Here is a 21,261-nt window from a genome sequence, read left to right on the forward strand (position 1 = left end):
ACGGCCCGGCCGGTGGGAGGATGGTGCCCATGACCGACATCCCGCTCGCCGACCACGACCTCGCCGCCCTGGTGCCGGACTGGCTCGACTGGGCCGCGGCGGCCCGCCTGCTCGAGGTCACCGTGGCCAAGGTCCGCACGATGATCCGCGACCACGAGCTCGCCGCGGCGGTGCCCTACCCGGGCGCGGGCCAGCAGGTGCCGGCCGACTTCATCCAGGACGGCTTCCCGGTCAAGGGCCTGCCCGGCCTGCTGACCGTGCTCCACGACGGCGGGTACGACGACCGCGAGTGCATCGCCTGGCTCTACCTCGACCAGGACCTGCCCGGCCGCCCCATCGACGCGCTGCGGGAGAACCGCGGCTCGGAGGTCAAGCGCCGCGCCCAGGCGATGGCCTTCTGACCCGGCGACGGCGGAGCGGGTGAGCGGGTGAGCGCCCGGACGAGGGCGGCCGCCACGCTCGTGGCGGTCGTCGTGCTCGTCGTCCTCGGCGCGCTCCTCGCCGGTGGCGGGGACCCCGTCGGTGACGACCGGACCCGCGAGGAGGCCGGCACCTCCGGGCTGCCGACCGTCGGGCTGGAGGACCTGCCGGTCGAGGCGCGCCGCACCGTCGAGCTGATCGAGGAGGGCGGCCCGTTCCCCGAGCCGGAGCACGACGGCACGGTCTTCCACAACTACGAAGGCCTGCTGCCGGAGCAGGAGGACGGCTACTACCGGGAGTACACCGTGCCGACGCCCGGCCTCGGCCACCGCGGGCCGCGCCGGATCGTCGAGGGCGAGCCGCGCGAGTGGTACTGGACCGACGACCACTACGCGTCGTTCGCGGAGGTCCTGCCGTGAGCGGCCTCGCGGCGCTGCTGGCCGGGGAGCTGCCGCCGGCGGTGTACCGCTGGGACGCGGCGTACGACGTCGAGGAGGTCCGGGGCGCGGTCGAGCTCGCCGGTTGGCGCCTCGCGCACCTCGACGGCTGGTCCCACCCGGCTCGCGCCGAGATGCTCGAGGCGCTCGGCGAGGCGCTCGGGCTGCCCGCCTGGTGGGGCCGCAACCTCGACGCGCTCGCCGACTGCCTGCGCGACGTCGACACCGACCGCGTCGCCCTGCTCTGGGACGGCTGGGGCCCGTCGGCCCGGGAGGACGCCCGGTCGTTCGGTGTCGTCCTGCGCCTGCTGACCGGCTCCGGGATCGCCGTCCTGCTCCACGGGGACGGACCCGAGGTCGACGTCCCGCCGCTGGACTAGGGCACCCCGGCTCAGACGTCGCGCTGGGTGGCGGCCTCGGCCAGGCCGCGCAGCGCGTCGCGGGCCGCGACGTCGACCGACGCCCGGTCGAGCGCGGCGAGCGCGAGGTCGGCGAGCTGCTCGATGACCGCCTCGACCTGTGCGCGGGCGCCGGAGGAGTCGATGACCTCCCGCAGCCGCGCGACGGCCGCCTCGTCCAGCGGCCCGCCGAGCGAGCGGTCGAGGAGCGCCGCCTGGGCGGGCGGCGCTGCGTCGAGCGCGAGGGCCACCAGCACCGTGCGCTTGCCCTCGACCAGGTCGTCGCCGGCCGGCTTGCCGGTGGTGGCCGGGTCGCCGAAGACGCCGAGCAGGTCGTCGCGCAGCTGGAACGCCTCGCCCAGGGGCAGCCCGAACGCGGAGAGTGCGTCGAGCGCCGACCGGTCGGCACCGGCGAGCGCGGCCCCGATGTGGAGCGGCCGCTCGATGGAGTACTTCGCCGACTTGTAGCGCAGCACGGTCATCGCGGTGTCGACGTCGGCGCGACCGCGCGCCTGCACCGACACGTCCAGGAACTGGCCCGCGACGACCTCCGAGCGGCACAGGTCGAAGACCTCGAGCGCGGGGGCGACCTGGGTCAGGGGGAGGCCGCAGCGGCGCAGCAGCTCGTCGGCCCAGCTCAGCAGCATGTCGCCGAGCAGGATCGCCGCGGCCGCGCCGTACTGCTCCGGGTCCCCGGTCCAGCCAGACGTCCGGTGCTCTGACTCCAGCTGGCGGTGCGTCGCGGGCCGGCCGCGCCGGGTGTCGGAGGCGTCCATGAGGTCGTCGTGCACCAGCGCGCTGGCGTGCAGCAGCTCGAGGGCCGCGCAGGCGCGGACGAGCGCCTCCTCGTCGGCCGCCGGCGCGAGGGCGAGGTGGCCCCACCAGCAGAACGCGGCGCGGAACCGCTTGCCCCCGCGGACCGTGGTGCGCGCCTCGGCGATGAGCCGGGCCGCGTCCGGGCCGAGGGGCGCCAGCCGGGCGGCCTGCTCGTCGAGGAAGGAGTCGAGCGCCTCCTGCACCCGGTCTCGGAAGGCGCTGCTGTCCCACCCGGCGGCCGTCACGCCGACGAGACTAGAGGGTGGACGGATGCGACCCCGGGGCGGTGCCGAACGTAGGCTTCCGGCATGGTGACCGGACCGGGACGCTCGCTCGCGGACATGATCCGCGAGGGCGGCAAGTCGTTCTCGTTCGAGTTCTTCCCGCCCAAGGACGAGGCCGGGGAGCAGCAGCTGTGGGACGCGATCCGCGCCCTCGAGCCCTATCGGCCGACCTTCGTCTCGGTGACGTACGGCGCCGGGGGCTCGACCCGCGACACGACCGTGCGGGTCACCGGCCGGATCGCGCGCGAGACCTCCCTCATCCCGATGGCCCACCTGACCTGCGTGGGACACACCCGCGCGGAGCTCGAGGCGATCCTCGACGCCTACCACGAGGCGGGCGTCCATCACGTGATGGCGCTGCGCGGCGACCCGGCCGACGGGCCGCGCGCCGCGTGGACGCCGACCGAGGGCGGGCTGACCTATGCCACCGAGCTGGTCGAGCTGGCCCGCTCGCGCGGCGACTTCCGGGTCGGCGTCGCGGCCTTCCCGGAGGGCCACCCCACTGCGGAGTCGCTCGACCACGACGCGGACGTGCTCGTCGCCAAGGCGCGGGCCGGGGCGGAGTTCGCCGTCACCCAGATGTTCTTCCGCGCCTCTGACTACTTCGGGCTGGTCGAGCGGGTCCGCGACCGCGGCGTCGACATGCCGGTCCTGCCCGGGATCATGCCGATCCTCAACCTCGGCGCCATCCGCCGGCAGGGCGAGCTGATCGGCGCCGACGTGCCCGACGAGGTCGTGCGCCGGATCTCCGCCCACGAGGGCGACCCGGCCGCGGTCCGCAACGAGGGCATCGCGGTCGCCGCCGAGCTGTGCGAGGAGCTGCTCGCCGGCGGTGCTCCCGGGCTGCACTTCTACACGCTCAACCGGTCCCGGGCGACGCTCGAGATCTTCGACCGGCTCAACGTCTCGGTCTGAGGCTGGGCTCGCGCCTCACGCGGGACCGACGGCCTGGGCGACCAACGCGGCCGAGAGCCCGACGAACGGCAGGCCGGCGCCCGGGGTCGCGTGTGCCCCGGCGGCGTACACCCCGGCGACCGGCGTCGTCGGCCCGAGCCGGCGACGGACCGTGGAGCGCCCCTGCCAGACCACGCCGAGGGGCGAGCCGCCCCACCGCTCGACGAGGTCGCGCGGGGTGCGGTCGAGGCGCGTGACGACGTTCGGGCGGACGTCGATCTTGTGCCGGGCGAGCGCGCGGAGCAGGTCCTCGGCGAGCCGGCCGCGACCGTGCACGGTCCACGCCGACGCGCCGTCGGGAGCGCGGCCGCCGGGCCGCACGACCAGCAGCGGGTCGCCGTGGAGGACGAGCTCGTGGGGGAGGTCGGGCACCTCGCCCTCCAGGCCGAGGTGCGCCACGACCGGCGGGATCGCCGGCATCGTGCGGGCGACGAGCGGCGCGAGCGCCGGCAGCAGGCGCGGGTCGACCGCGACGACCACCACGTCGGCCTCGAGCACCTCCCCGGGACCGACGTCGACGCCCACGACGCGGCCCGACCGGACCACGAGGTCCCGGGCCGTGGTCCCGGTGCGGACGGTGACCCCCCGGGTCCCCAGCCGGGCGGTCAGCGCGTCGGCCAGCCGAGCCATGCCGCCCTCGACCGTCCAGGCGCCGAAGCGCTGCTCGACGTACGCCGTGACGCCGGCCCAGGCGGGCACGTTGCGCAGGTCGTGGCCGTCGGCGACGGCGGGGTGGCCGGCGACGAGCGCGAGCCGCTCGTCCCGGAACGTCCGGCGCAGCAGCCGGTGCAGCGTCTGCCGCCCGTCCAGCAGTGCGGCGAGCTCCCGCGACGGCGCGGCCGGGTCCCAGGGCACCTCGAGGTACTCCCGGCGCAGGGTCTCCCACACGTCGGCGTACGAAGCGACGTGCTCGGTCCACTGCCGGCCGAGCCCGGCTCCGAGCGCGTCGAAGGCCGCGACCTGGCCGGCGCGCGAGGGCGGGACGGAGACGACCGTGCCGTCGATGAACCGGTGCTCGCGCACGACGTCGAGCGGCTCCAGCTCCAGCTCGCGCTCGACCGGGCGCCCGCTCTTGCGGAACAGGTCGCGCACGACCGCCGGGAGCGTCGTCCACGTCGGCCCGGCGTCCCACGCGAAGCCGTCGGCCTCGACCGTGCCGAGCGCCCCGCCGAGCGTGCCGGACCGCTCGAGGAGCGTGACGTCGTGGCCGAGCTTCGCCAGTCGGGCGGCCGCCGCCAGCCCGGCGAACCCGCCTCCCACGACCACCACGCCTGCCACGGGTCGACCCTAGGGGGCGGTGCCGACGCCGTCGGCGGGCGGGCCCGGGCGGGCGAACCAGCGGCGCCACCCCCGGCGGACGAGCCGTGCCACGAGGTAGAGCAGCACGAGCCCGCCGGCCAGCAGCACCGCCGCCACGGCCGCGGCGGCGCGCGGGTGCTCGATGGCGAACCACACGACGGCGAGGACGGCGACGTCCTCGGTGACGCTGGCCAGCACGTTGCTCACGGGCTCGGGGGAGGTGTTGATCGCCAGCCGGCCGCCGGCCTTGGTCAGGTGGGAGAGCAACGCGGTGCCGCCGCCGACCGTGCCGAGCACGGCCTGGTCCAGCGTGCGGGCGTCGCCGGCGAGGAGGACCCCGACGACGGCGCCGACCGTGGGGCGGATCGCGGTGGAGACCGCGTCCCACGCGGAGTCGACGTACGGCACCTTGTCGGCGACGAACTCCATCGCGTAGAGCAGGGCGGCGACGGCGAGGACGTCCCAGCGGCCCAGCACGTCCGGGACCTGGGCCAGGGCGCCCAGGCGGTCGGCGACGCCGAGGACCAGCACGACCAGGTAGGCGTTGACGCCGCTGGCCCAGCCGCTGGAGAACGCGAGCGCGAGGGACTCCACCTCAACCCCGGGCGATCACGCGGCCCAGCGCGTCGGCGTCGCGCCCGACCACCGTGGTGCCGTCCGAGGCGGTCAGGATCGGTCGCTGGATGGCCCGCGGGTACGCCGCCAGCGCCTCCAGCCAGGTCTCGCGGGCGGCGGGCTCGCGGGGGAGGTCGATGCCGGCCTCGCGCGCCTCCTTCGGCCGGGCGACGTCCCACGGCTCGAGGCCGAGGCGGGCGACCACCGCGCCGAGCTCGGCTGCGGTCGGCGGGTCGTCGAGGTAGCGGCGCACCGTGTAGTCGGCGCCCGCGGCGTCCAGCTCCGCGACGGCGGCGCGGCACTTGCTGCAGGCCGGGTTCAGCCAGATCTCGATGCTCATCGGCTCACTCCACGTCCAGCTCGACGGCGCCGGTCAGCGCGCGCAGCTCGTCGTACGTCGTCGAGAACACCGCCGCGGGGTGACCCGCGGCGGCCCACAGCACCGGGTGCCGCGCGAGCCACCGGTCGAGGTAGGTCGGGACGGGGGCGGGGTGCCCGATGGGGGAGACGCCGCCGATCACCTGGCCGGTCGCCTCGCGGACCAGCTCCGCGCTGGCCCGGCGCAGCCGCGGCACCCCGACGGCGGGGGCGACCACCCCGGTGTCGACCCGGTGGGCGCCCGAGGTGAGGACGAGGACCGGCGCGCCGTCGGCCTCGAACAGGAGGCTGTTGGCGATGGCGCCGACCTCGCACCCCAGCGCGTCGGCGGCCAGTGCCGCCGTGTGCACCGAGTCGGGCAGAATGACCACGTCGCCCGTGCCGCCACGTCGTGCGTGCTCCTCGCGGAAGCGCGTGATCGAGGGGTGCTCGGTCGTCATGGCGCGACCCTAGGGCACCGCACCGACGGGCACCCCCGGACCGGCACCGTGACGCGACGGACGACCACGGGCGCCCCGCCCACGCCCCACCGCCCCGGAACCGCCCCGCACCGAGGAGCCCCCATGAGGACCCAGACCACGCCGGCCCGCGCGACGACGGCCCGGCCCGCGGCGGTGCAGCGCGCCGTCCGGCTGCTGGTCGTCCTGGTCGGGCTGGCCGTGCTCACCGCGGTGCTCAGCGTGCTGCTGCGCGACGACCTGCTGGACTCCTGGTCCTCGGGGCACCCGGTCGACGCCGACATCCAGCAGCCGGCCTTCGTGCCCGTCGCCGTCGTGCTGCTCGTCGTCTTCGTCGGGCTGGTCGTCACGCTCGTCCCCTTCCTGCTCGCGGGCACGAACTGGGCGCGCCACTCGCTGGCGGCCGTCGTGCTGATGGCGGCGCTCGCCACGGTGGCCGGGCTGCGCACCGACCCGCCGGCCCCGTTCGTCGTCGCGGCCGCGGTGTCGCTGGTCGTCGACGTGGCGATCCTCGTCCTGCTCTGGAGCCGCGCCACCACGGCGTACGTGCGCGGGCACGACCCGGCCGCCTGAGTCTCCGGGCGGCCTCGCGCCGCTCCTCCCGGCAGGTCTTGACGGCCTGTCGGTGCAGAGGTGTACCTTCGCCTCGTTCGAACCTGTGTTCGAACGAACCCCGGCGGGGACGACCTCGACCCCCGTCCCCGCCGGGCCGCACGGTCCGGGGTCGGTGGGGTCGACGGAGCCGGGCGAGAGCCCGAGGAGCGAGGCGAGCGTGGTGCGGTACGACGACCCCGTCGAGGTGCGGACGGGCACGGGGCAGGAGGGGCCCGCGCAGTTCTTGTGGCGCGGGCGGCTGTGGAAGGTCAGGGAGGTGCTCGACCGGCGCAGCCAGGAGCTGCCCCGGCGGGAGCTGTGGCGGGTCGCTGCCGGACGTGGCCGGCTGGACCAGGAGGGCCGGGCCGCCGACGTCTTCGAGCTCGCGCACGACCTGCGGGCCGGCCGGTGGCAGCTGCTCGCGGTGGGATCCGGGGTGGGGGAGTGACCCGCGTGCCGAGCCCCGGTGAGCAGCCCCACCCGTACGCGCTGCCCGCGACCACCCACGCCTACCTCGCGCGCTCGGCGGAGTCGCTGAGCGAGGCGATCGCCGCGACGGAGGTGACCGAGCGCTACGCCCACGCGCACGTCGCGGCGCTGCGGGCCGCTGCCGCGCTCCTCGCCGCGCGGGCCCGGCCGGCGCCGGCCCGGCGCCGCCCGCAGAAGAACGCCTGGGTGCTCCTCGTCGAGGTCGCGCCCGAGCTCGAGGAGTGGGCCCGGTTCTTCGCCGCGGGGGCGGGCAAGCGCGCGGCGGCCGAGGCCGGGTCGCGCCGCGCGGTGACCGAGCGCGAGGCCGACGACCTGGTCCGCGACGCCGACCGGTTCCTGAGCGTCGTCGAGCAGGCCCTCGGCCTGGTGCCGCACGTCCCGGTGCAGGTGCACGTCGTGCGCCGGGTCGGATGAGCGTCGGGGGTCGGGCGCGGCGAAGGGGCCGGGGCCACGCCCTAGGCTGGGCGGCATGCCTGTCACCGAGCGGCCCGGCGACCGTCCCAGCGAGCGACGGGGAGCGGCCCGCACCGCCGTGGTGTGGGGAGCCCTCGACCCGGTCCTCGCCGACGGCTCGCTCGACGTGCTCGACATCGGCGGCGGCACCGGTGGCCTCGCGGTCCGGGTCGCCGAGCTCGGCCACCGGGTCACCGTGGTCGACCCCAGCCCCGACGCGCTCGCCGCGCTCGACCGCCGCGCGCGGGAGGTCGGCGTCCAGGTCGCCTCGCACCAGGGCGACCTCTCGACGCTGGACGAGGTCGTCGGTCCCGACGCGGCCGACGTCGTCCTCTGCCACGGGGTGCTCGAGGTCGTCGCCGACCCCGCGACCGCCCTGCGCGCCCTCCGGGCGGTGCTGCGCCCCGGTGGGACGCTCAGCCTCCTGGTCGCGCAGCGCCATGCCGCCGTGGTCGCCCGCGCGATGGCGGGCCACTTCCAGCAGGCCCTCGCCCTCCTCGAGGAGACCGGCGGCACCGCCCAGGCTCCCGGCCGGTCGGGCCGGCGGTTCACGCGGTCCGAGATCGGCGACCTGCTCGCGGCGGCCGACTTCGAGGTCGGCACCGTGCACGCGGTCCGCGTCTTCGCCGACCTCGTCCCCGGTTCCCTCCTCGACTCCGAGCCCGGCGCCGCCGCGGCCCTGGTCGAGCTCGAGCGGGCCGTCGCCGACCGTCCGGAGTACCTCCCGCTCGCCACGCAGCTGCACCTGCTCGCCCGCTGAGCCGGCGGGCGGGGGCGGCCGCTCCCGCCCGTGACCGGGTCACCGCGGGGCGGGCGCCCGCCTCCCGGCCCGGGTGGGTACCTCGACCGCTCGTGGGACTGCCCGATCCTGCACGTCGACATGGACGCGTTCTTCGCCTCCGTGGCGCTGCGCGACCGGCCCGACCTGCGGGACGTCCCGGCGGCGGTCGGTGGTGGCCACCGCGGCGTCGTCCTGTCGGCGAACTACGCCGCCCGGGCGTACGGCGTGCGCGGCGGGATGTCGGGCGCCCGGGCCCAGCGGCTGTGCCCCCAGCTGGTCTCGGTGCCCGGCGACCACGCGGCGTTCTCGACCGTGTCCTCGGCGCTGCGCGACATCTTCCGCCGGGTCACGCCGCTGGTGGAGATGGCGTCCCTGGACGAGGCGTTCCTCGACGTCCGCGGGGCCACCCGCCGGCTCGGGTCACCCCGGGCGATCGCCGAGCTGGTCCGGGCGACCGTCCACGACGAGCAGGGCATCACCTGCTCGGCCGGGGTCGCGCCGACGGTGTCGGTGGCCAAGATCGCCAGCCGGCGGGCCAAGCCCGACGGCGTGCTCGTCGTGCCGCCCGAGGAGGTCGTCGGGTTCCTCCACGCGCTCGACGTCGAGGAGCTGTACGGCGTCGGGACGGCGACCGCCACCCGGCTGCGCCGCGCCGGCCTGCGGACGGTCCGACAGCTCGCCCACGCTCCGCTCGAGGAGCTCCGTGCCGCCGTGGGCCCGGGTGCGGCGCACCAGCTGCAGGTGCTGGCGTGGGGCCGCGACCGCTCCGAGCTGCACGAGCGGCGCGGGCCCCAGGAGCCGGACCGCTCGATGGGGGCGCAACGCACGTTCGCGCGCGACCTGACCGAGCGCGAGGACGTGCTGCGCGAGCTGCTCGCGCTGGCCGCCAAGGTCACCCGTCGGCTCCGCGCCGGCGGGGTCGCCGGGAGGACGGTGGTGCTGACGGTCCGGTACGCCGACTTCACGACGCTGACCCGTTCGCGCGCGCTGGCCGAGCCGACCGACGTGACGCAGGAGGTGTACGCCGCCGCGACGGCGCTGCTCGACGCGCTGCGGCGCGAGGAGCGCGGGCGCCCGGGCCGCCGCGGCGCGCTGCGGCTCGTCGGCGTGCGGGTCGAGGGCCTCCTGCCGAGCGCGCGCGTGCACCGGCAGCGGGTGCTCGGCGAGCGCGAGCACGGCTGGTCCGACGCCGACCGAGCGATGGACCGGGCGACGAGCCGGTTCGGGGCGGGGGTCGTGCGGCCGGCCGCGTTGCTGCCCGGCGCCGACGGCCGGGCCGGTCGCCGGTCCGGGGACGCACCGGCATGAGGACCCGGAGGGACGAATTTCACCGACGCGGGTACCGCGTTCCAGGACGCCTGCCTAGACTTGGTGCACGACCCGCGTGGGACGTCTACCGCTCGTACGACCAGTGGAGGAACGGTGCCACTCTCCGAAGAGGAGCTGCGACTGCTCGAGCAGATGGAGCGCGCGCTCTCGGAGGAGGATCCGAAGTTCGCCTCCACCCTGCGCGGCACCTCGTTGCGACGCTCCGCCCGCCGCCGCGCGATCATCGCCGGCGTCTGCTTCCTCGTCGGCGTCACGCTGCTGATGACCGGTGCGGTCACCCAGCTCGCGGTCGTCGGCGTGGTCGGGTTCCTCGTCATGCTCGGCTCGGCCACCGTCGCGCTCACCGCGATGCGCGGCCAGGCGGCCGCCGCGTCGTCGCCGGTCGCCGACCCCCGTCAGGCGGCCCACCCCTCGCGTGGCTTCACCGTGATCGACGGCGGGCGCCGCGGTCGCACCCGCCGCACCCGACGCTCCTCCGGCTCCTTCATGGAGCGGATGGAGGAGCGCTGGCGCAGGCGCCGGGAGCAGAACGGCGGCTTCTGAGCCACCCCCAGCTCCGCCCCGCCCGGTGTCCGCGGGCCGGTTGATCAGGTTGCGCAGCAACCGTGTCGAAACCCAGCCGACGGACCAGCGCCGGCGGGTCAGGTGCCGACGTGGTCGACGACGCCGCCGTACCGCGTCTGTCCGGGCTCCGTGGTGCTCCGGGGCGCGGGCCCGGCCTGCCGGGTGAGGACCGAGCGGGGCCACCAGGCGGCCAGCCGCCGGGCGCCGCGCGACGCGCCGTCGTGGAGGGCCTCGGTGACCGTCTCGACCTCCGCGCGGAGGGTGGCGGTGGCGTCCTCCCCGCGGGGGGAGTAGCGCCGCAGCTCCAGCGACGCGACGACCCGGTCCAGGGCGTGCACGGCGTCGGGGGCGAGCTCGGGCCCCCGCGGCGGGCGGGGTGCGGCGTACTCGTCGGTCCGGGCGCCGAAGTGCTGGACCAGCCAGTCGCGGGTCTGCCGGGGCGACCGGGCCACGGGCCAGCGCAGCCCGAGGTCGACCGCGGTGTCGCGGAGCTCGGCCCACGCCGGTTCGGGGCCCGCGGAGAGCCGTCGGGCGCGGCGCCGGGTCCGGACCAGGCGCGGGAGGAGGAGCAGGACGGCGAGCGCGCCCGCTCCGAGCAGGCCGCCGAGCACCGGCAGCAGCCAGGCGCGGTCGTCGCCGGCCCCGGCTGCCTCCTCCGGCTGCTCCTCCTCGACCGGCGCCGCCGGCTGGTCCGCGGCGCGGTCGGGGGTGTCCGGCGCCGCACCCTCGGTCCGGTCGGGGGAGCCGGGGTCGGGGGCGGGGACGTCCTGGCGGGTCCACTGCGGGACCGTGCGCGCCCGCGCGGCCGGCGTGGGCTCGAAGCGCACCCACCCGCTGCCGGGGAAGAACAGCTCCGGCCAGGCGTGGAGGTCGTGGGCGCTGTACTCCCAGGTGTTCGTGCCGACGCGCTGCGGGCGCAGGAAGCCGACCGCCACGCGCGCCGGGATGCCGAGCATCCGCGCCATGATCGCCATCGACGCGGCGTACTGCTCGCAGTAGCCGCGGCGGCCGTCGGGGCGGAGGAAGGACACCAGGTCCTGGATGTCGTTGCCCGCGACGCCGTCGGTGGTGTACTCGAAGCCGCCGGTCTCGCGGAACCACCGCTGCAGCGCGACGGCCTTCTCGTAGCGGGTCGGCGCCTCGCGGGTCACCTGGATCGCCAGGTTGCGGACCTCGGTGGGCAGGCCGTCGGGCAGCTCGGTGTACGTGCTCGGCACCAGGCCGCCGACCGAGGGGGCCCGGGCCATGTCGACGGCGTCGTAGTCCAGCTCGACGCCGAGCATGCGGTACTGCAGGCCGCGGGTGTCCAGGTCGTCGTCGGCGGCGAGGAAGTCACGGGTCTGGACGTCGTAGCGCCAGTCGCCGGGCGCGTCGACCAGCGTGCTGGTCGCCCACGCGGGCAGCCAGCTCGACTCGAAGTTCTCGTAGACGCTGACCCGGTAGTCGTAGGTGCGGCGGTCCAGGCCCGACTCCACCCCGAGCAGCGGCGGGAGCTGGCCGGCCGCGAGGTTGGTGGTCGGCACCTCGCGGTCGCCGGCGCTCCAGGTGTCGCCGTTGAACCAGGTCAGCGCGGTCGTGCGGAGGTACGACGGGTCGGGGTCGTCGGTGGTGAACCGGAGCACCGGGTCGTCGGGCCCGCGGACCAGGTCCTGCTTGAGGTCGGCCAGCGGGTTGGACAGCTCGATGTCGTCGTCCCCGCCCGGGCCGTGGCCGAAGTCGACCAGGCGCACGTCGAGCGTGGGCACCGCGATCGGCACGGCCACCGCCAGCGCCGTGGCCAGGGCGCCGATCGCGAGCGCCGTGGCCCGGACCCGCCCGGTGCGGACGTCGAACGCGGTCGGGTCCTCCTCGACCGTGCGGCCCCAGCGAGTGACCCGGTCGCCCTCGTGGAGGTAGAGCACGAGCAGGAAGCCGGTCGCGGTGAGCGCGAAGACCCACCAGGACAGGCCGCCGCCGACGAGGCTCACCGGGACGCTGTAGATCGTCAGCAGCGGCAGGCCCGCGAGCGAGACCCGGCGCAGCGTGGAGACCAGCACGTCGACGAGCAGGAAGCAGGCGAGGCCGCCGGAGACCAGCAGCGGGTGGACGCCCGGCGCGGTGCTCGGCACCGGCGGGGCGTACTGGTTGGCGCTGTCGACCGCGGCCCGGAAGACCGCCTCGAGCGCTACGGCACCCGGGCCGAGGGGCAGCGGGTAGCCGGTCAGGGCCAGGGAGGTCGCGACGCCGCCGGTCAGCAGCTGGGCGAGCACGACCACCCCGCCGGGCAGCCGCGCCCAGCGCGCGAGCGCGCCGGTGGCGACGACGACGAGGCCGATGAGGGCGAGCGGGCCCAGGAAGCGCCCGGGCAGCTCGGTGAAGGGACGCCAGGACAGCATCGCCACCCAGGTCGTCGCCGCGGCCGCCGCCGAGACGGCCAGCGTCGTGCGCAGGCTCGCGCGTCGGGTCGTCACCGGGCCACCTCCACGCCGCGCGTCCGGGGGCCGCGGCTGCCCGTCGAGCCGAGCTCCTGCCAGATGGTGTCGAGCCGGTCGCCCGGCGTCAGCGCCGCGGCCCGCCAGCCCTGCTGGACGAGCACCGGCGTCGCGCCGCCCGGAGCACCGGCCGGGCCGTGCACGTCGACCCAGGCGTCGACGTCGAGCGCGACCGCCAGGCCGGAGCCGGCGTGGTGCCGCATGCGGCGCAGGACCGGCACGTCGAGCGCCTCGACGGCGCCGAGCACCGCGACCGTCAGCCCGCCGTGGCCCTGCTCGCCGAGCCAGGAGCCGTCCAGGCGGGGGGAGGAGACCGGCGGGAGCACGGCGAGCGCCTCGAGGAGCGGGCCGGTGCCGACGTTCGCCTCGCGCTGGTGCCAGGCGTTGCCGGGGTCCTCGCCGGTCGCGGTGACCAGTCGGACGGCGAAGCCACGCTGGGTCAGGTGCACCGCGATCGAGGCCGCGGCGGAGACGGCCGCCTCCAGGGAGGAGGCGACGCCCTGCCCGCGGTGCGCGCGGGCGCGGTTGTCGACGACGAGGGTCGCGCGGGACTGCCAGGGCTGCTCCTCGCGACGCACCATCAGCTCGCCGGTGCGCGCCGAGCTGCGCCAGTGGACCCGGCGCAGGTCGTCGCCGCGGCGGTACTCCCGCACGGTGACGTCCTCGGCGGAGCCGGTCGCGAAGGCGCGCGGACGGTTGTCGCCGGCGCCGGTCCAGCCGCCGCCGAGGGGGATCGTGGGCAGCGCGACGGTGCGCGGGGTGACGGTCAGCGTCGCGGTGGTGCGGAACGAGCGCCCCATCTCGACCAGGCCGAACGGGTCAGCCACGCGCACCGACATCGGCCCGAGCTCGAAGCGGCCGCGGACGTCCGAGCGCACCTGGTACGACGCGTGGCGGCGCCACCCGTGCCCGATGCCCTCCAGCACGAACCGTGGCCGCGAGCCCAGCACGTAGGGCACCTGGTCCTCCAGCAGCAGCACGCCGCTCGGCGTGCGTCCCTCGTTGGTCAAGGCGAGGTCCACCCGCGCGGACTGCCCGGCGGTCACCAGCTGCGGGGTGACCGTGCGGACCAGTGCCAGCCGGTAGCGGCTGCGCGCGAGCACCGCGGCCGTCACCACGGGCAGCGCGAGCACGAGCACGCCGACGCGGTTCAGTGCGGGCTGGCCCAGGACGATCGCGCACACGACGGCGGTCACGCCGGCCGCGACGAAGGCCCGGCCGCGGACGGTCAGCCCGGCGAGCGCCTCACGCACGACCCGTCCCGGGGTGGGCGGAGACGTTCACGAGCCGTGCCCGTCGGGGACCGGCACGGACGCCAGCACCCCGTCGAGGACCGACGCGCTCGTCCGGCCGCTCATCGCCGCCTCGACGCTCGGCAGCAGCCGGTGGGCGAGGACGGGGCGGGCGAGGGCGAGCACGTCGTCGGGCAGCACGTAGTCGCGGCCCTGCATGGCGGCGTACGCCTTCGCGGCGCGCACCAGGTGCAGCGTGGCGCGGGGGGAGGCGCCGAGCGTGAGGTCGTCGGTACGCCGCGTGGCGCCCGTCAGCGCCACGACGTAGCGCTGCACCGCGTCGGAGACGTAGACCTGGCCGACGATGCCGGTGAGCTTGCGGATCTCGGCGGCGTCGGTGACCGGCTCGAGGTCGTCGAGAGGGCTCGCGCCGGCGTGGGAGCCGATCATCGCGATCTCGGCGGCCTCGACCGGGTAGCCCACCGAGACGCGGGCCATGAACCGGTCCCGCTGCGCCTCGGGGAGGGCGTAGGTGCCCTCCATCTCGATCGGGTTCTGCGTCGCGATGACCATGAACGGGGTGTCGAGCTGGTAGGTGGTGCCGTCGACGGTGACCTGCCGCTCCTCCATGCACTCCAGGAGGGCCGACTGGGTCTTGGGCGAGGCACGGTTGATCTCGTCGCCGACCACGATGTTGGCGAAGATCCCGCCCGGCCGGAACTCGAACTCGCGGGAGTCCTGGTTGAACACCGACACGCCGGTCACGTCGGAGGGCAGCAGGTCCGGGGTGAACTGGATCCGGCGGACGGTGGAGTCGATGCTGCGGGCCAGCGCCTTGCTGAGCATGGTCTTGCCGACGCCGGGGACGTCCTCGATGAGCAGGTGGCCCTCGGCGAGCAGCACGACCAGCGAGGCGGAGACCACGTCGGGCTTGCCCTCGATCACCCGCTCGACGTTCGAGCGGATCCGGGCGACCACGCGCGCGAGCGTCTCGAGGTCAGCGCCTCCCGCTGTCGGAGTACCCACGTCGACCCTTCCCGTCCCGTCCAGCCGTGCCCCACCACCGTATTCGGTGGCGGCAACCTACGCCGGTCCTCGCGCTCCGACGGGGCTTCCGTGGAGGCGGTTCCGACGCCGCCGGCCGCGGGCCTCCTCCACCTCGTCCGCGCCGCGCCGTCCCGCCACGCCCCACCACGCCCCACCCCGCGTCCCCACCCGCGCACCACCACCGCCCCACCGGGCCCGTCCCGGTGCGGCGCCCGGCTGGCCGACGAGCCCGCTGACCTGCGGGAACGGCGTGCACCCCGATCGACGGGGCAGCCCGGGCAGACCGGACGGGCGCGGGGGAGGGGAGCGGCGACGTACGCCGAAAAGACGCCGTGGACACGCCCGATGTGGTTGACGGTGGGGAGAAGTGGGTTAAAGTGGTGCGAAGTGGAGGAACGTGGCTGACGGAGGTGCCCGATGTTCTTCATGGGCACCTACACCCCCCGGCTCGACGAGAAGGGGCGGCTGTTCCTCCCGGCGAAGTTCAGGGACCGACTCGCAGAGGGGCTCGTGGTGACGCAGGGTCAGGAGAACTGCCTGGTCGTGTGGCCGAGCGACGTCTTCATGCAGGAGGCGCAGCGGGCCCGGGCGACGCCGATGACCAACAAGTCCGCCCGTGAGTACGCCCGCGTGCTCTTCGCCGGCGCGGACGAGGGGTCGCTGGACAAGCAGGGCCGGATCTCGATCCCCGCCACCCTCCGCGACTACGCGTCGCTGGAGAAGGACGTGGTCGTCATCGGTGTCATGGACCGGATCGAGATCTGGGACCCGGCTCGCTGGGAGGCGTTCTCCAGCGAGGCCCAGCGCAAGTTCGCCGAGCTCGACGAGGCCGGCGAGGACTGACCGGCAGCACCCAGCAGCACCCGGCAGCACCAGAACCGAAGAACGGATCCGCAGGGCCAGGTCTCTGGCCCGCTCTCCCCGCCAGCTGGCGCACCTTCCCCGGTGCCAGGTGGCGGCACTTCCCCACCGGGGGAGCGGGCAGGAGACCTGGCCCTGCGGCGCCGCAGCACCACCCACCACCACGCACCACCACCACGCACCACCACCACGCAGCAGGGGTCGAGCCGATGAGCAGCACGCACGTGACGTCCGCGAGGACGAGCGACGGTGCCGCCCCGCGCGTGCGGCACCAGGCCCGCGACGCCGCGGTGCTCATGGCCTTCTCCGCGGTCAGCTCGATCGGGCTGGCCACCACCTTCCTCCTGCTCGCCCGGCTCGGGGGCTGACCCGCGATGAGCGAGCCCCGACACGTCCCGGTGCTGCTCGACCGGGTCGTCGCCCTCCTGCAACCCGCGCTCGAGCACGACGGCGCCGTCCTCGTCGACTGCACGCTCGGCCTCGGCGGCCACACCGAGGCCGTCCTCGAGCGGTGCGGGCAGGCGCGCGTGGTCGGCATCGACCGCGACCCCGAGGCCCTGCGCCGCGCGGGCGAGCGGCTGGCGGCGTACGGCGAGCGCTTCACCGGCGTCCACGCCGTCTACGACGAGCTGCCCGACGTCCTCGCCGACCTCGGCCTGCCGTCCGTCGACGCGGTCCTCTTCGACCTCGGCGTCTCCTCGATGCAGCTCGACGTGCGTGAGCGCGGCTTCGCCTACGCCGAGGACGCCCCGCTCGACATGCGCATGGACGGCACGACCGGTCCGACGGCCGCCGACGTGCTCAACACCTACTCCGCCGGCGAGCTGACCCGCGTGCTGCGCGACTACGGCGAGGAGCGCTTCGCCAAGAAGATCGCGCACGCGATCGTCCGCCGCCGCGAGACCGAGCCGTTCGCGACCTCCGGCCCCCTGGTCGAGCTGTTGTACGCCGAGATCCCGGCGCCGGCGCGCCGGACCGGCGGGCACCCGGCCAAGCGGACCTTCCAGGCGCTGCGCATGGAGGTCAACGACGAGCTGGCCGTCCTGCGGCGGGCGATCCCGGCCGCGATCGACGCCATCGGGGTCGGCGGCCGCGTGGTCGTGGAGTCCTACCACTCCCTCGAGGACCGGCTGGTCAAGCAGGCGTTCACCGCTGCCACCCGGTCCACCGTCCCGCTCGACCTGCCGTTCGTGCCCGAGGGGAGCGAGCCCGCCCTGCGCCTGGTCACCCGCGGCGCCGAGCAGGCCGATGAGCAGGAGATCGCCCAGAACCCGCGAGCGGCCTCGGTCCGCCTGCGTGCCATCGAACGGCTTCGCGCATCCCAGGGAGCAGCCTCATGAGCACCACCTCCAGCAGCGCAGCGGCCCAGCTCCGCCACCGCGTCCCCCGGCTGGCCGAGGCGGCAGTCGACCGGGCCCGGCTGACCGTCGTCCCGAGCCGGCGGGTGCGCGCCGCGCGCGTCCCCTTCGTGATGCTCGTGACCGCGGTGCTCCTCGGCGGCGTCGTCGGGCTGCTCCTGTTCAACACCCAGATGCAGCAGGCGTCGTTCGCTGCCACCGCGCTGGAGCAGCAGGCCGGCAACCTCGCCGCTCGCGAGCAGACGCTGAGCATGGAGATCGAGCGGCTGCGCGACCCGCAGACCATCGCCGCCCGCGCGACCCGCCTGGGGATGGTCGTGCCGACCGCGCCGACGTTCCTCGATCTCGACACCGGCGAGGTGCACGGCACGACGACCCCGGCCGGCCCCGAGAACAGCCTCCCGATCAACCCCGCCCCGCCCGTGCTGCCGGCGGTCCTGGCCCCGGCGCCGACGGTCGTCGAGGTCGAGGCGCCGCCCGAGGGCGTGCTGCCCGAGGACCGGGGCGCCGGCCAGGACGGGCAGCGCGGAAACTCCGGCGACACGGGCCGCGGTGACGGCGCCGGGGGCCGCGACGGGGGTAGAAACTCACAGGAGCCCCAGCAGTCACAGGGATCCCAGCAGAACCAGCAGAACCAGCAGAACCAGCAGCGCAACCGCTGAGCAGTACCGCCAGGACCGTCGAGCAGGACCAGGGAGACCCCGTGCGCCGTACCCGCCCCGTCCGTGCTCGAGGCGGCCTCCGCGGGTCACCGCAGCTGCGGCTCCGGGTGGGCTTCGTGCTCATCGCGATGGTGCTCTCGGTCTTCGGGGGCCGATTGGTGCAGCTGCAGGGCCTCGACCCGGGGTCGTACGCCGCGATGGCGGCCGCCGAGGGCTCGCGCAGCGTCGTGCTGCCCGCGACGCGCGGCGACATCCTCGACCGCAACGGCGAGCCGCTCGCGGACTCGGTGGACGGCCTGATGGTCGTCGCGGACCCGAAGCTGACCACGGACGATGCCGCAGAGATCGCGACGTTCCTCGCCCGCCGGCTCGACGTGGACTACCCGACGACGCTCGAGCGTCTCCGCGAGGAGGGCAGCCGGTACGAGTACATCGCCCGCCAGGTGCCCTCGACGCTGGCCACCGACGTCGTGACCGAGGCCCGCGAGCTCGGCTACGACGGGATCCTCACCCAGCGCGACCCGGTGCGCGAGTACCCCGCGGGCGACGTGGCCGCGAACGTCATCGGGGCGCTCGGCATGCCGCACCCGGAGGAGGGCGACCAGCCGCTGGTCGGCCTGGAGCTGGCCTTCGACGACTGGCTGGCCGGCACCGACGGCTCGGCGCGCTACGAGGTCGGCGGTGGCAACAAGCTGCCCCTCGGCGAGAACGTGAAGGTCGCGCCGGTCGACGGCAGGGACCTGGTGACGACGATCGACCGCGAGATGCAGTGGTACGCCCAGCGCGTCCTCGCGCAGACCACGCGTGCGTCCGGGGCGGAGTCGGCCTTCGCGGTCATCATGGACACCCGGACCGGCGACCTGCTCACCCTCGCCGACCACCCGACGTTCGACGCCAACGCCCCCGAGTTGGCCAAGAAGGTCAACCGCGTCTCGCGCGCCCTCGGCGACGTCTACGAGCCCGGCTCGGTCGAGAAGGTGCTGACCATGGCGGCGCTCATCGACGCCGGCAAGGTCACCCCGCGGACCAGGATCACCGTGCCGCCGCTGCTGCGTCGCCAGGACAGCCCGATCGGTGACTGGTTCGACCACGGGGAGATCAAGCTGACCCTCGCCGGCGTGCTGGCGAAGTCCTCCAACATCGGCACCGTCCTCGCCGCCGACAAGTTCGACGCCGGCGAGCTGCGCGACTACTTGGTCGACTTCGGCCTGGACGCCCGGACCGGCCTCGGTGTGCCGGGTGAGTCGGCCGGCATCCTGCCCAGCGGCGCCCTGTGGACCGACCAGACCGAGGACCGGATCGCGTTCGGCCAGGCGCTGTCGGTCAACGCCGTGCAGATGGCCGCCGCGGTCAACGCGATCGCCAACGGCGGCGTGCGGGTCGACCCCAACATCATCAAGGGGACCGCCGAGCTGCCCGACGGCACCGAGGTCGGCACGGACACCGCGACCCGTCGGCGCGTCGTCAGCGAGGACGCGGCAGAGCAGACGATGAAGATGATGGAGCGCGTCATCGACCCCGAGGTCGGCGTCGCCCCGGCTGCGGCCGTCCCGGGCTACCGCGTCGCGGGCAAGACCGGCACCGCCCAGCGCGCGGTCGCCGGCGGCTACGAGGGCTTCACGGTCTCCTTCGCCGGCTTCGCCCCGGCCGACGACCCGCGGTTCACCGTCTACGTCGTCGTGCAGGACCCCAGCAACGGCGGGGGTGGCGGCTCGGTCGCGGGCCCGGCGTTCTCCAAGCTGATGGGCTACGCGCTGCGCCGCTACGGCGTGCCCCCGACCGGCACGCAGCCCTCGCGCCTCCCGGTCGAGTGGTGAGCCGCGGCGATACCCTCGCCGCGTCATGACGAGCCCCCTCCGGCCGCAGCACCCGCGGCGCACGTCCCTGTCCGCCCTCGTCGCCGAGGTTGGCGACCTCGAGTTCGCCCGCCCCGACGAGCGGGGCGAGGACCCCGTCGTCACCGGCGTCTCGCTGAGCTCCCAGCGCGTCCTGCCCGGTGACCTGTACGCCGCCCTGCCGGGCGCCCGCGTGCACGGCACGGAGTACGCCGCGGCGGCGGTCGAGGCCGGCGCGGTCGCGGTGCTCACCGACCCCACGGGTGCGGAACGGTCGGTCGGCGACGTACCCCTGCTCGTGGCTGCGGACCCGCGGGCGCTGCTCGGGCGGCTCGCCGCCCGGGTCTACGGCGACCCGGCCACGCGGATGCGGATGGTCGGCGTGACCGGCACCCAGGGCAAGACCACCACCACCCGGCTGGCCGAGGGCGGCCTGCACGCCGCGGGCGTCCCGGCGGCGGTCATCGGCACGGTCGGCACCCGCGTCCGCGGTGCCGACGTGCGCACGACCCTGACCACGCCGGAGGCGCCGGACCTGCACGGGCTCTTCGCGGCGATGGTCGAGCAGGGCGTCGAGGCCTGTGCGATGGAGGTCTCGAGCCACGCGCTCGTCATGGGCCGCGTCGACGGGATCGTCTTCGACGTGGCGGTCTTCCTCAACCTCGGCCGCGACCACCTCGACTTCCACGCCGACGTCGAGGACTACTACCGCGCCAAGGCGTCGCTCTTCACCCCCGAGCGCGCGCGGCTGGCACTGGTCAACGTCGACGACGAGCACGGCCGGCGCCTGGCTGCGGAGACGGCGGTGCCGGTGCGGACCTTCTCCGCCGACGGCGCCGAGGCGGACTGGCGGGCCGTCGACGTCGAGCTGCACCCGCACGGGTCGACCTTCCGCGTGCTCGGCCCCGACGGGCTCGAGGTGGCGGCCGCCTGCCCGATCCCCGGCGGGTTCAACGTCGCGAACACCCTCGCCGCCGTCGCCGCCTGCGCCGAGGCCGGCCTCGGGGCCGAGCGGGTCGCCGCCGGCATCGCGACCGGGGGCGGCGTCCCGGGTCGGCTCGAGCGCGTGGAGGCCGGCCAGGACTTCGTCGTGGTCGTCGACTACGCCCACAAGCCCGACGCCGTCGAGGCGGCCGTGGCCGCCCTGCGACCGGTCACCGAGGGACGGCTCGTCGTCGTGATCGGCGCGGGTGGCGACCGCGACCCCGGCAAGCGGCCGATCATGGGCGAGATCGCCTCCCGGCTGTCCGACGTGCTGGTCGTGACCGACGACAACCCCCGCACCGAGGACCCCGCGGCGATCCGCGCGGCCGTGCTCGCCGGCGCGACCGGGGGTGCCGAGGTGCTCGAGATCGGCGACCGCCGGGCCGCGATCCGCGAGGCGCTGGCCATGGCGCGACCCGGTGACGTGGTGCTCGTCGCCGGAAAGGGGCACGAGACCGGTCAGGAGGTGGCCGGCGTGGTCCACCCGTTCGACGACCGCGAGGTCGTCCGCGAGGAGCTGGAGGCGGTGCGGTCGTGATCGC

General features: G+C 75.7%; 24 protein-coding genes. 16 read left to right on the forward strand and 8 right to left on the reverse strand.

What is annotated here, in order from left to right:
• The first annotated feature begins 29 nt into the window (after positions 1–29).
• From QWY28_RS08635 to QWY28_RS08645, 3 genes are read left to right on the forward strand one after another with little or no spacing between them, the layout of a single operon-like run.
• On the forward strand, positions 30–401 hold the full coding sequence (locus tag QWY28_RS08635; protein ID WP_300952020.1) for an Rv2175c family DNA-binding protein: 372 nt from the start codon (positions 30–32) through the stop codon (positions 399–401).
• Between the two features lie 27 nt (positions 402–428).
• Positions 429–839 (forward strand): guanyl-specific ribonuclease, encoded by a 411-nt coding sequence (locus tag QWY28_RS08640; protein ID WP_300952022.1) that lies wholly within the window; start codon positions 429–431, stop codon positions 837–839.
• Entirely contained in the window at positions 836–1,237 is a 402-nt protein-coding gene (locus QWY28_RS08645) for a barstar family protein (RefSeq protein WP_300952023.1), read from the forward strand. Before QWY28_RS08640 ends, QWY28_RS08645 begins: the two co-directional genes overlap by 4 nt.
• Positions 1,238–1,248: 11 nt before the next feature.
• On the opposite strand, the gene QWY28_RS08650 is transcribed toward QWY28_RS08645, so the two are convergent.
• A complete protein-coding gene (locus QWY28_RS08650; protein ID WP_300952025.1) occupies positions 1,249–2,316 on the reverse strand; it encodes a polyprenyl synthetase family protein in 1,068 nt (355 codons plus the stop codon).
• 63 nt (positions 2,317–2,379) lie between these two features.
• On the opposite strand from QWY28_RS08650, the gene metF reads away from it, so the two are divergent.
• On the forward strand, positions 2,380–3,270 hold the full coding sequence (gene metF / locus QWY28_RS08655; RefSeq protein ID WP_300952027.1) for a methylenetetrahydrofolate reductase [NAD(P)H]: 891 nt from the start codon (positions 2,380–2,382) through the stop codon (positions 3,268–3,270).
• Between the two features lie 15 nt (positions 3,271–3,285).
• On the opposite strand, the gene QWY28_RS08660 is transcribed toward metF, so the two are convergent.
• Genes QWY28_RS08660 through QWY28_RS08675 form a run of 4 tightly spaced genes read right to left on the reverse strand, consistent with a single transcriptional unit; the run spans position 3,286 to position 6,041 of the window.
• On the reverse strand, positions 3,286–4,587 hold the full coding sequence (locus QWY28_RS08660) for a phytoene desaturase family protein (RefSeq protein ID WP_300952029.1): 1,302 nt from the start codon (positions 4,585–4,587) through the stop codon (positions 3,286–3,288).
• Positions 4,588–4,596: 9 nt separating this feature from the next.
• Positions 4,597–5,202, reverse strand: coding sequence for a DUF4126 domain-containing protein (locus tag QWY28_RS08665; protein ID WP_300952030.1), 606 nt, complete (start codon positions 5,200–5,202; stop codon positions 4,597–4,599).
• Between the two features lies 1 nt (position 5,203).
• On the reverse strand, positions 5,204–5,563 hold the full coding sequence (locus QWY28_RS08670; RefSeq protein WP_300952032.1) for an ArsC/Spx/MgsR family protein: 360 nt from the start codon (positions 5,561–5,563) through the stop codon (positions 5,204–5,206).
• A gap of 4 nt (positions 5,564–5,567) precedes the next feature.
• Positions 5,568–6,041, reverse strand: a complete 474-nt coding sequence (locus tag QWY28_RS08675) for a YbaK/EbsC family protein (RefSeq protein WP_300952034.1) — start codon at positions 6,039–6,041, stop codon at positions 5,568–5,570.
• 123 nt (positions 6,042–6,164) lie between these two features.
• Between QWY28_RS08675 and QWY28_RS08680 the strand changes: the two genes are divergently transcribed.
• From QWY28_RS08680 to QWY28_RS08705, 6 genes are all read left to right on the forward strand, one after another.
• On the forward strand, positions 6,165–6,632 hold the full coding sequence (locus QWY28_RS08680; protein ID WP_300952036.1) for a hypothetical protein: 468 nt from the start codon (positions 6,165–6,167) through the stop codon (positions 6,630–6,632).
• Between the two features lie 199 nt (positions 6,633–6,831).
• Positions 6,832–7,101 carry a DUF6504 family protein gene (locus tag QWY28_RS08685; protein ID WP_300952038.1) on the forward strand — a complete coding sequence of 90 codons (270 nt, stop codon included), beginning with the start codon at positions 6,832–6,834 and terminating at the stop codon, positions 7,099–7,101.
• Between the two features lie 5 nt (positions 7,102–7,106).
• Positions 7,107–7,556, forward strand: a complete 450-nt coding sequence (locus QWY28_RS08690) for an SAV_6107 family HEPN domain-containing protein (RefSeq protein WP_300952040.1) — start codon at positions 7,107–7,109, stop codon at positions 7,554–7,556.
• Between the two features lie 55 nt (positions 7,557–7,611).
• Complete coding sequence (locus QWY28_RS08695; RefSeq protein WP_300952042.1) at positions 7,612–8,355, forward strand: methyltransferase; 744 nt, start codon at positions 7,612–7,614, stop codon at positions 8,353–8,355.
• 30 nt (positions 8,356–8,385) lie between these two features.
• Positions 8,386–9,684: a DNA polymerase IV gene (dinB, locus tag QWY28_RS08700; RefSeq protein WP_300952043.1), complete on the forward strand. Its 1,299-nt coding sequence runs from the start codon at positions 8,386–8,388 to the stop codon at positions 9,682–9,684.
• Between the two features lie 114 nt (positions 9,685–9,798).
• Positions 9,799–10,248, forward strand: a complete 450-nt coding sequence (locus QWY28_RS08705; RefSeq protein ID WP_300952045.1) for an SCO2097 family morphological protein — start codon at positions 9,799–9,801, stop codon at positions 10,246–10,248.
• 98 nt (positions 10,249–10,346) lie between these two features.
• On the opposite strand, the gene QWY28_RS08710 is transcribed toward QWY28_RS08705, so the two are convergent.
• Genes QWY28_RS08710 through QWY28_RS08720 form a run of 3 tightly spaced genes read right to left on the reverse strand, consistent with a single transcriptional unit; the run spans position 10,347 to position 14,998 of the window.
• On the reverse strand, positions 10,347–12,719 hold the full coding sequence (locus QWY28_RS08710) for a transglutaminase TgpA family protein (protein WP_300952047.1): 2,373 nt from the start codon (positions 12,717–12,719) through the stop codon (positions 10,347–10,349).
• Positions 12,716–13,993: a DUF58 domain-containing protein gene (locus QWY28_RS08715; protein WP_300952049.1), complete on the reverse strand. Its 1,278-nt coding sequence runs from the start codon at positions 13,991–13,993 to the stop codon at positions 12,716–12,718. Before QWY28_RS08715 ends, QWY28_RS08710 begins: the two co-directional genes overlap by 4 nt.
• Before the next feature lie 27 nt (positions 13,994–14,020).
• On the reverse strand, positions 14,021–14,998 hold the full coding sequence (locus tag QWY28_RS08720; protein WP_300952051.1) for an AAA family ATPase: 978 nt from the start codon (positions 14,996–14,998) through the stop codon (positions 14,021–14,023).
• Positions 14,999–15,436: 438 nt separating this feature from the next.
• On the opposite strand from QWY28_RS08720, the gene mraZ reads away from it, so the two are divergent.
• The 6 genes from mraZ to QWY28_RS08750 all read left to right on the forward strand — a co-directional run bounded on the left by mraZ (position 15,437) and on the right by QWY28_RS08750 (position 21,257).
• Positions 15,437–15,862, forward strand: a complete 426-nt coding sequence (mraZ, locus tag QWY28_RS08725; protein ID WP_300952067.1) for a division/cell wall cluster transcriptional repressor MraZ — start codon at positions 15,437–15,439, stop codon at positions 15,860–15,862.
• Positions 15,863–16,089: 227 nt separating this feature from the next.
• Positions 16,090–16,248: a hypothetical protein gene (locus QWY28_RS08730; protein ID WP_300952069.1), complete on the forward strand. Its 159-nt coding sequence runs from the start codon at positions 16,090–16,092 to the stop codon at positions 16,246–16,248.
• Positions 16,249–16,254: 6 nt separating this feature from the next.
• The gene (gene rsmH / locus QWY28_RS08735; RefSeq protein ID WP_300952071.1) at positions 16,255–17,220 is read left to right on the forward strand and encodes a 16S rRNA (cytosine(1402)-N(4))-methyltransferase RsmH; all 966 of its coding nucleotides are present in this window, start codon (positions 16,255–16,257) and stop codon (positions 17,218–17,220) included.
• Positions 17,217–17,900 carry a cell division protein FtsL gene (gene ftsL, locus QWY28_RS08740; RefSeq protein WP_300952073.1) on the forward strand — a complete coding sequence of 228 codons (684 nt, stop codon included), beginning with the start codon at positions 17,217–17,219 and terminating at the stop codon, positions 17,898–17,900. Before rsmH ends, ftsL begins: the two co-directional genes overlap by 4 nt.
• A 41-nt stretch (positions 17,901–17,941) precedes the next feature.
• The gene (locus tag QWY28_RS08745) at positions 17,942–19,717 is read left to right on the forward strand and encodes a peptidoglycan D,D-transpeptidase FtsI family protein (RefSeq protein WP_300952075.1); all 1,776 of its coding nucleotides are present in this window, start codon (positions 17,942–17,944) and stop codon (positions 19,715–19,717) included.
• Positions 19,718–19,742: 25 nt separating this feature from the next.
• Positions 19,743–21,257, forward strand: coding sequence for a UDP-N-acetylmuramoyl-L-alanyl-D-glutamate--2,6-diaminopimelate ligase (locus tag QWY28_RS08750; RefSeq protein ID WP_300952076.1), 1,515 nt, complete (start codon positions 19,743–19,745; stop codon positions 21,255–21,257).
• Positions 21,258–21,261: the final 4 nt, after the last annotated feature.

This window comes from Nocardioides oceani (assembly GCF_030412965.1).
In the GTDB taxonomy this organism is placed as follows: domain Bacteria; phylum Actinomycetota; class Actinomycetes; order Propionibacteriales; family Nocardioidaceae; genus Nocardioides; species Nocardioides oceani.

Coding starts and splice junctions, on each gene's coding strand:
- QWY28_RS08635 (WP_300952020.1), top strand. CDS start 30: ATGACCGACATCCCGCTCGCCGACCACGACCTCGCCGCCCTGGTGCCG.
- metF (WP_300952027.1), top strand. CDS start 2,380: ATGGTGACCGGACCGGGACGCTCGCTCGCGGACATGATCCGCGAGGGC.
- QWY28_RS08670 (WP_300952032.1), bottom strand. CDS start 5,563: ATGAGCATCGAGATCTGGCTGAACCCGGCCTGCAGCAAGTGCCGCGCC.
- QWY28_RS08675 (WP_300952034.1), bottom strand. CDS start 6,041: ATGACGACCGAGCACCCCTCGATCACGCGCTTCCGCGAGGAGCACGCA.
- QWY28_RS08680 (WP_300952036.1), top strand. CDS start 6,165: ATGAGGACCCAGACCACGCCGGCCCGCGCGACGACGGCCCGGCCCGCG.
- QWY28_RS08695 (WP_300952042.1), top strand. CDS start 7,612: ATGCCTGTCACCGAGCGGCCCGGCGACCGTCCCAGCGAGCGACGGGGA.
- mraZ (WP_300952067.1), top strand. CDS start 15,437: ATGTTCTTCATGGGCACCTACACCCCCCGGCTCGACGAGAAGGGGCGG.
- QWY28_RS08730 (WP_300952069.1), top strand. CDS start 16,090: ATGAGCAGCACGCACGTGACGTCCGCGAGGACGAGCGACGGTGCCGCC.
- rsmH (WP_300952071.1), top strand. CDS start 16,255: ATGAGCGAGCCCCGACACGTCCCGGTGCTGCTCGACCGGGTCGTCGCC.
- ftsL (WP_300952073.1), top strand. CDS start 17,217: ATGAGCACCACCTCCAGCAGCGCAGCGGCCCAGCTCCGCCACCGCGTC.
- QWY28_RS08750 (WP_300952076.1), top strand. CDS start 19,743: ATGACGAGCCCCCTCCGGCCGCAGCACCCGCGGCGCACGTCCCTGTCC.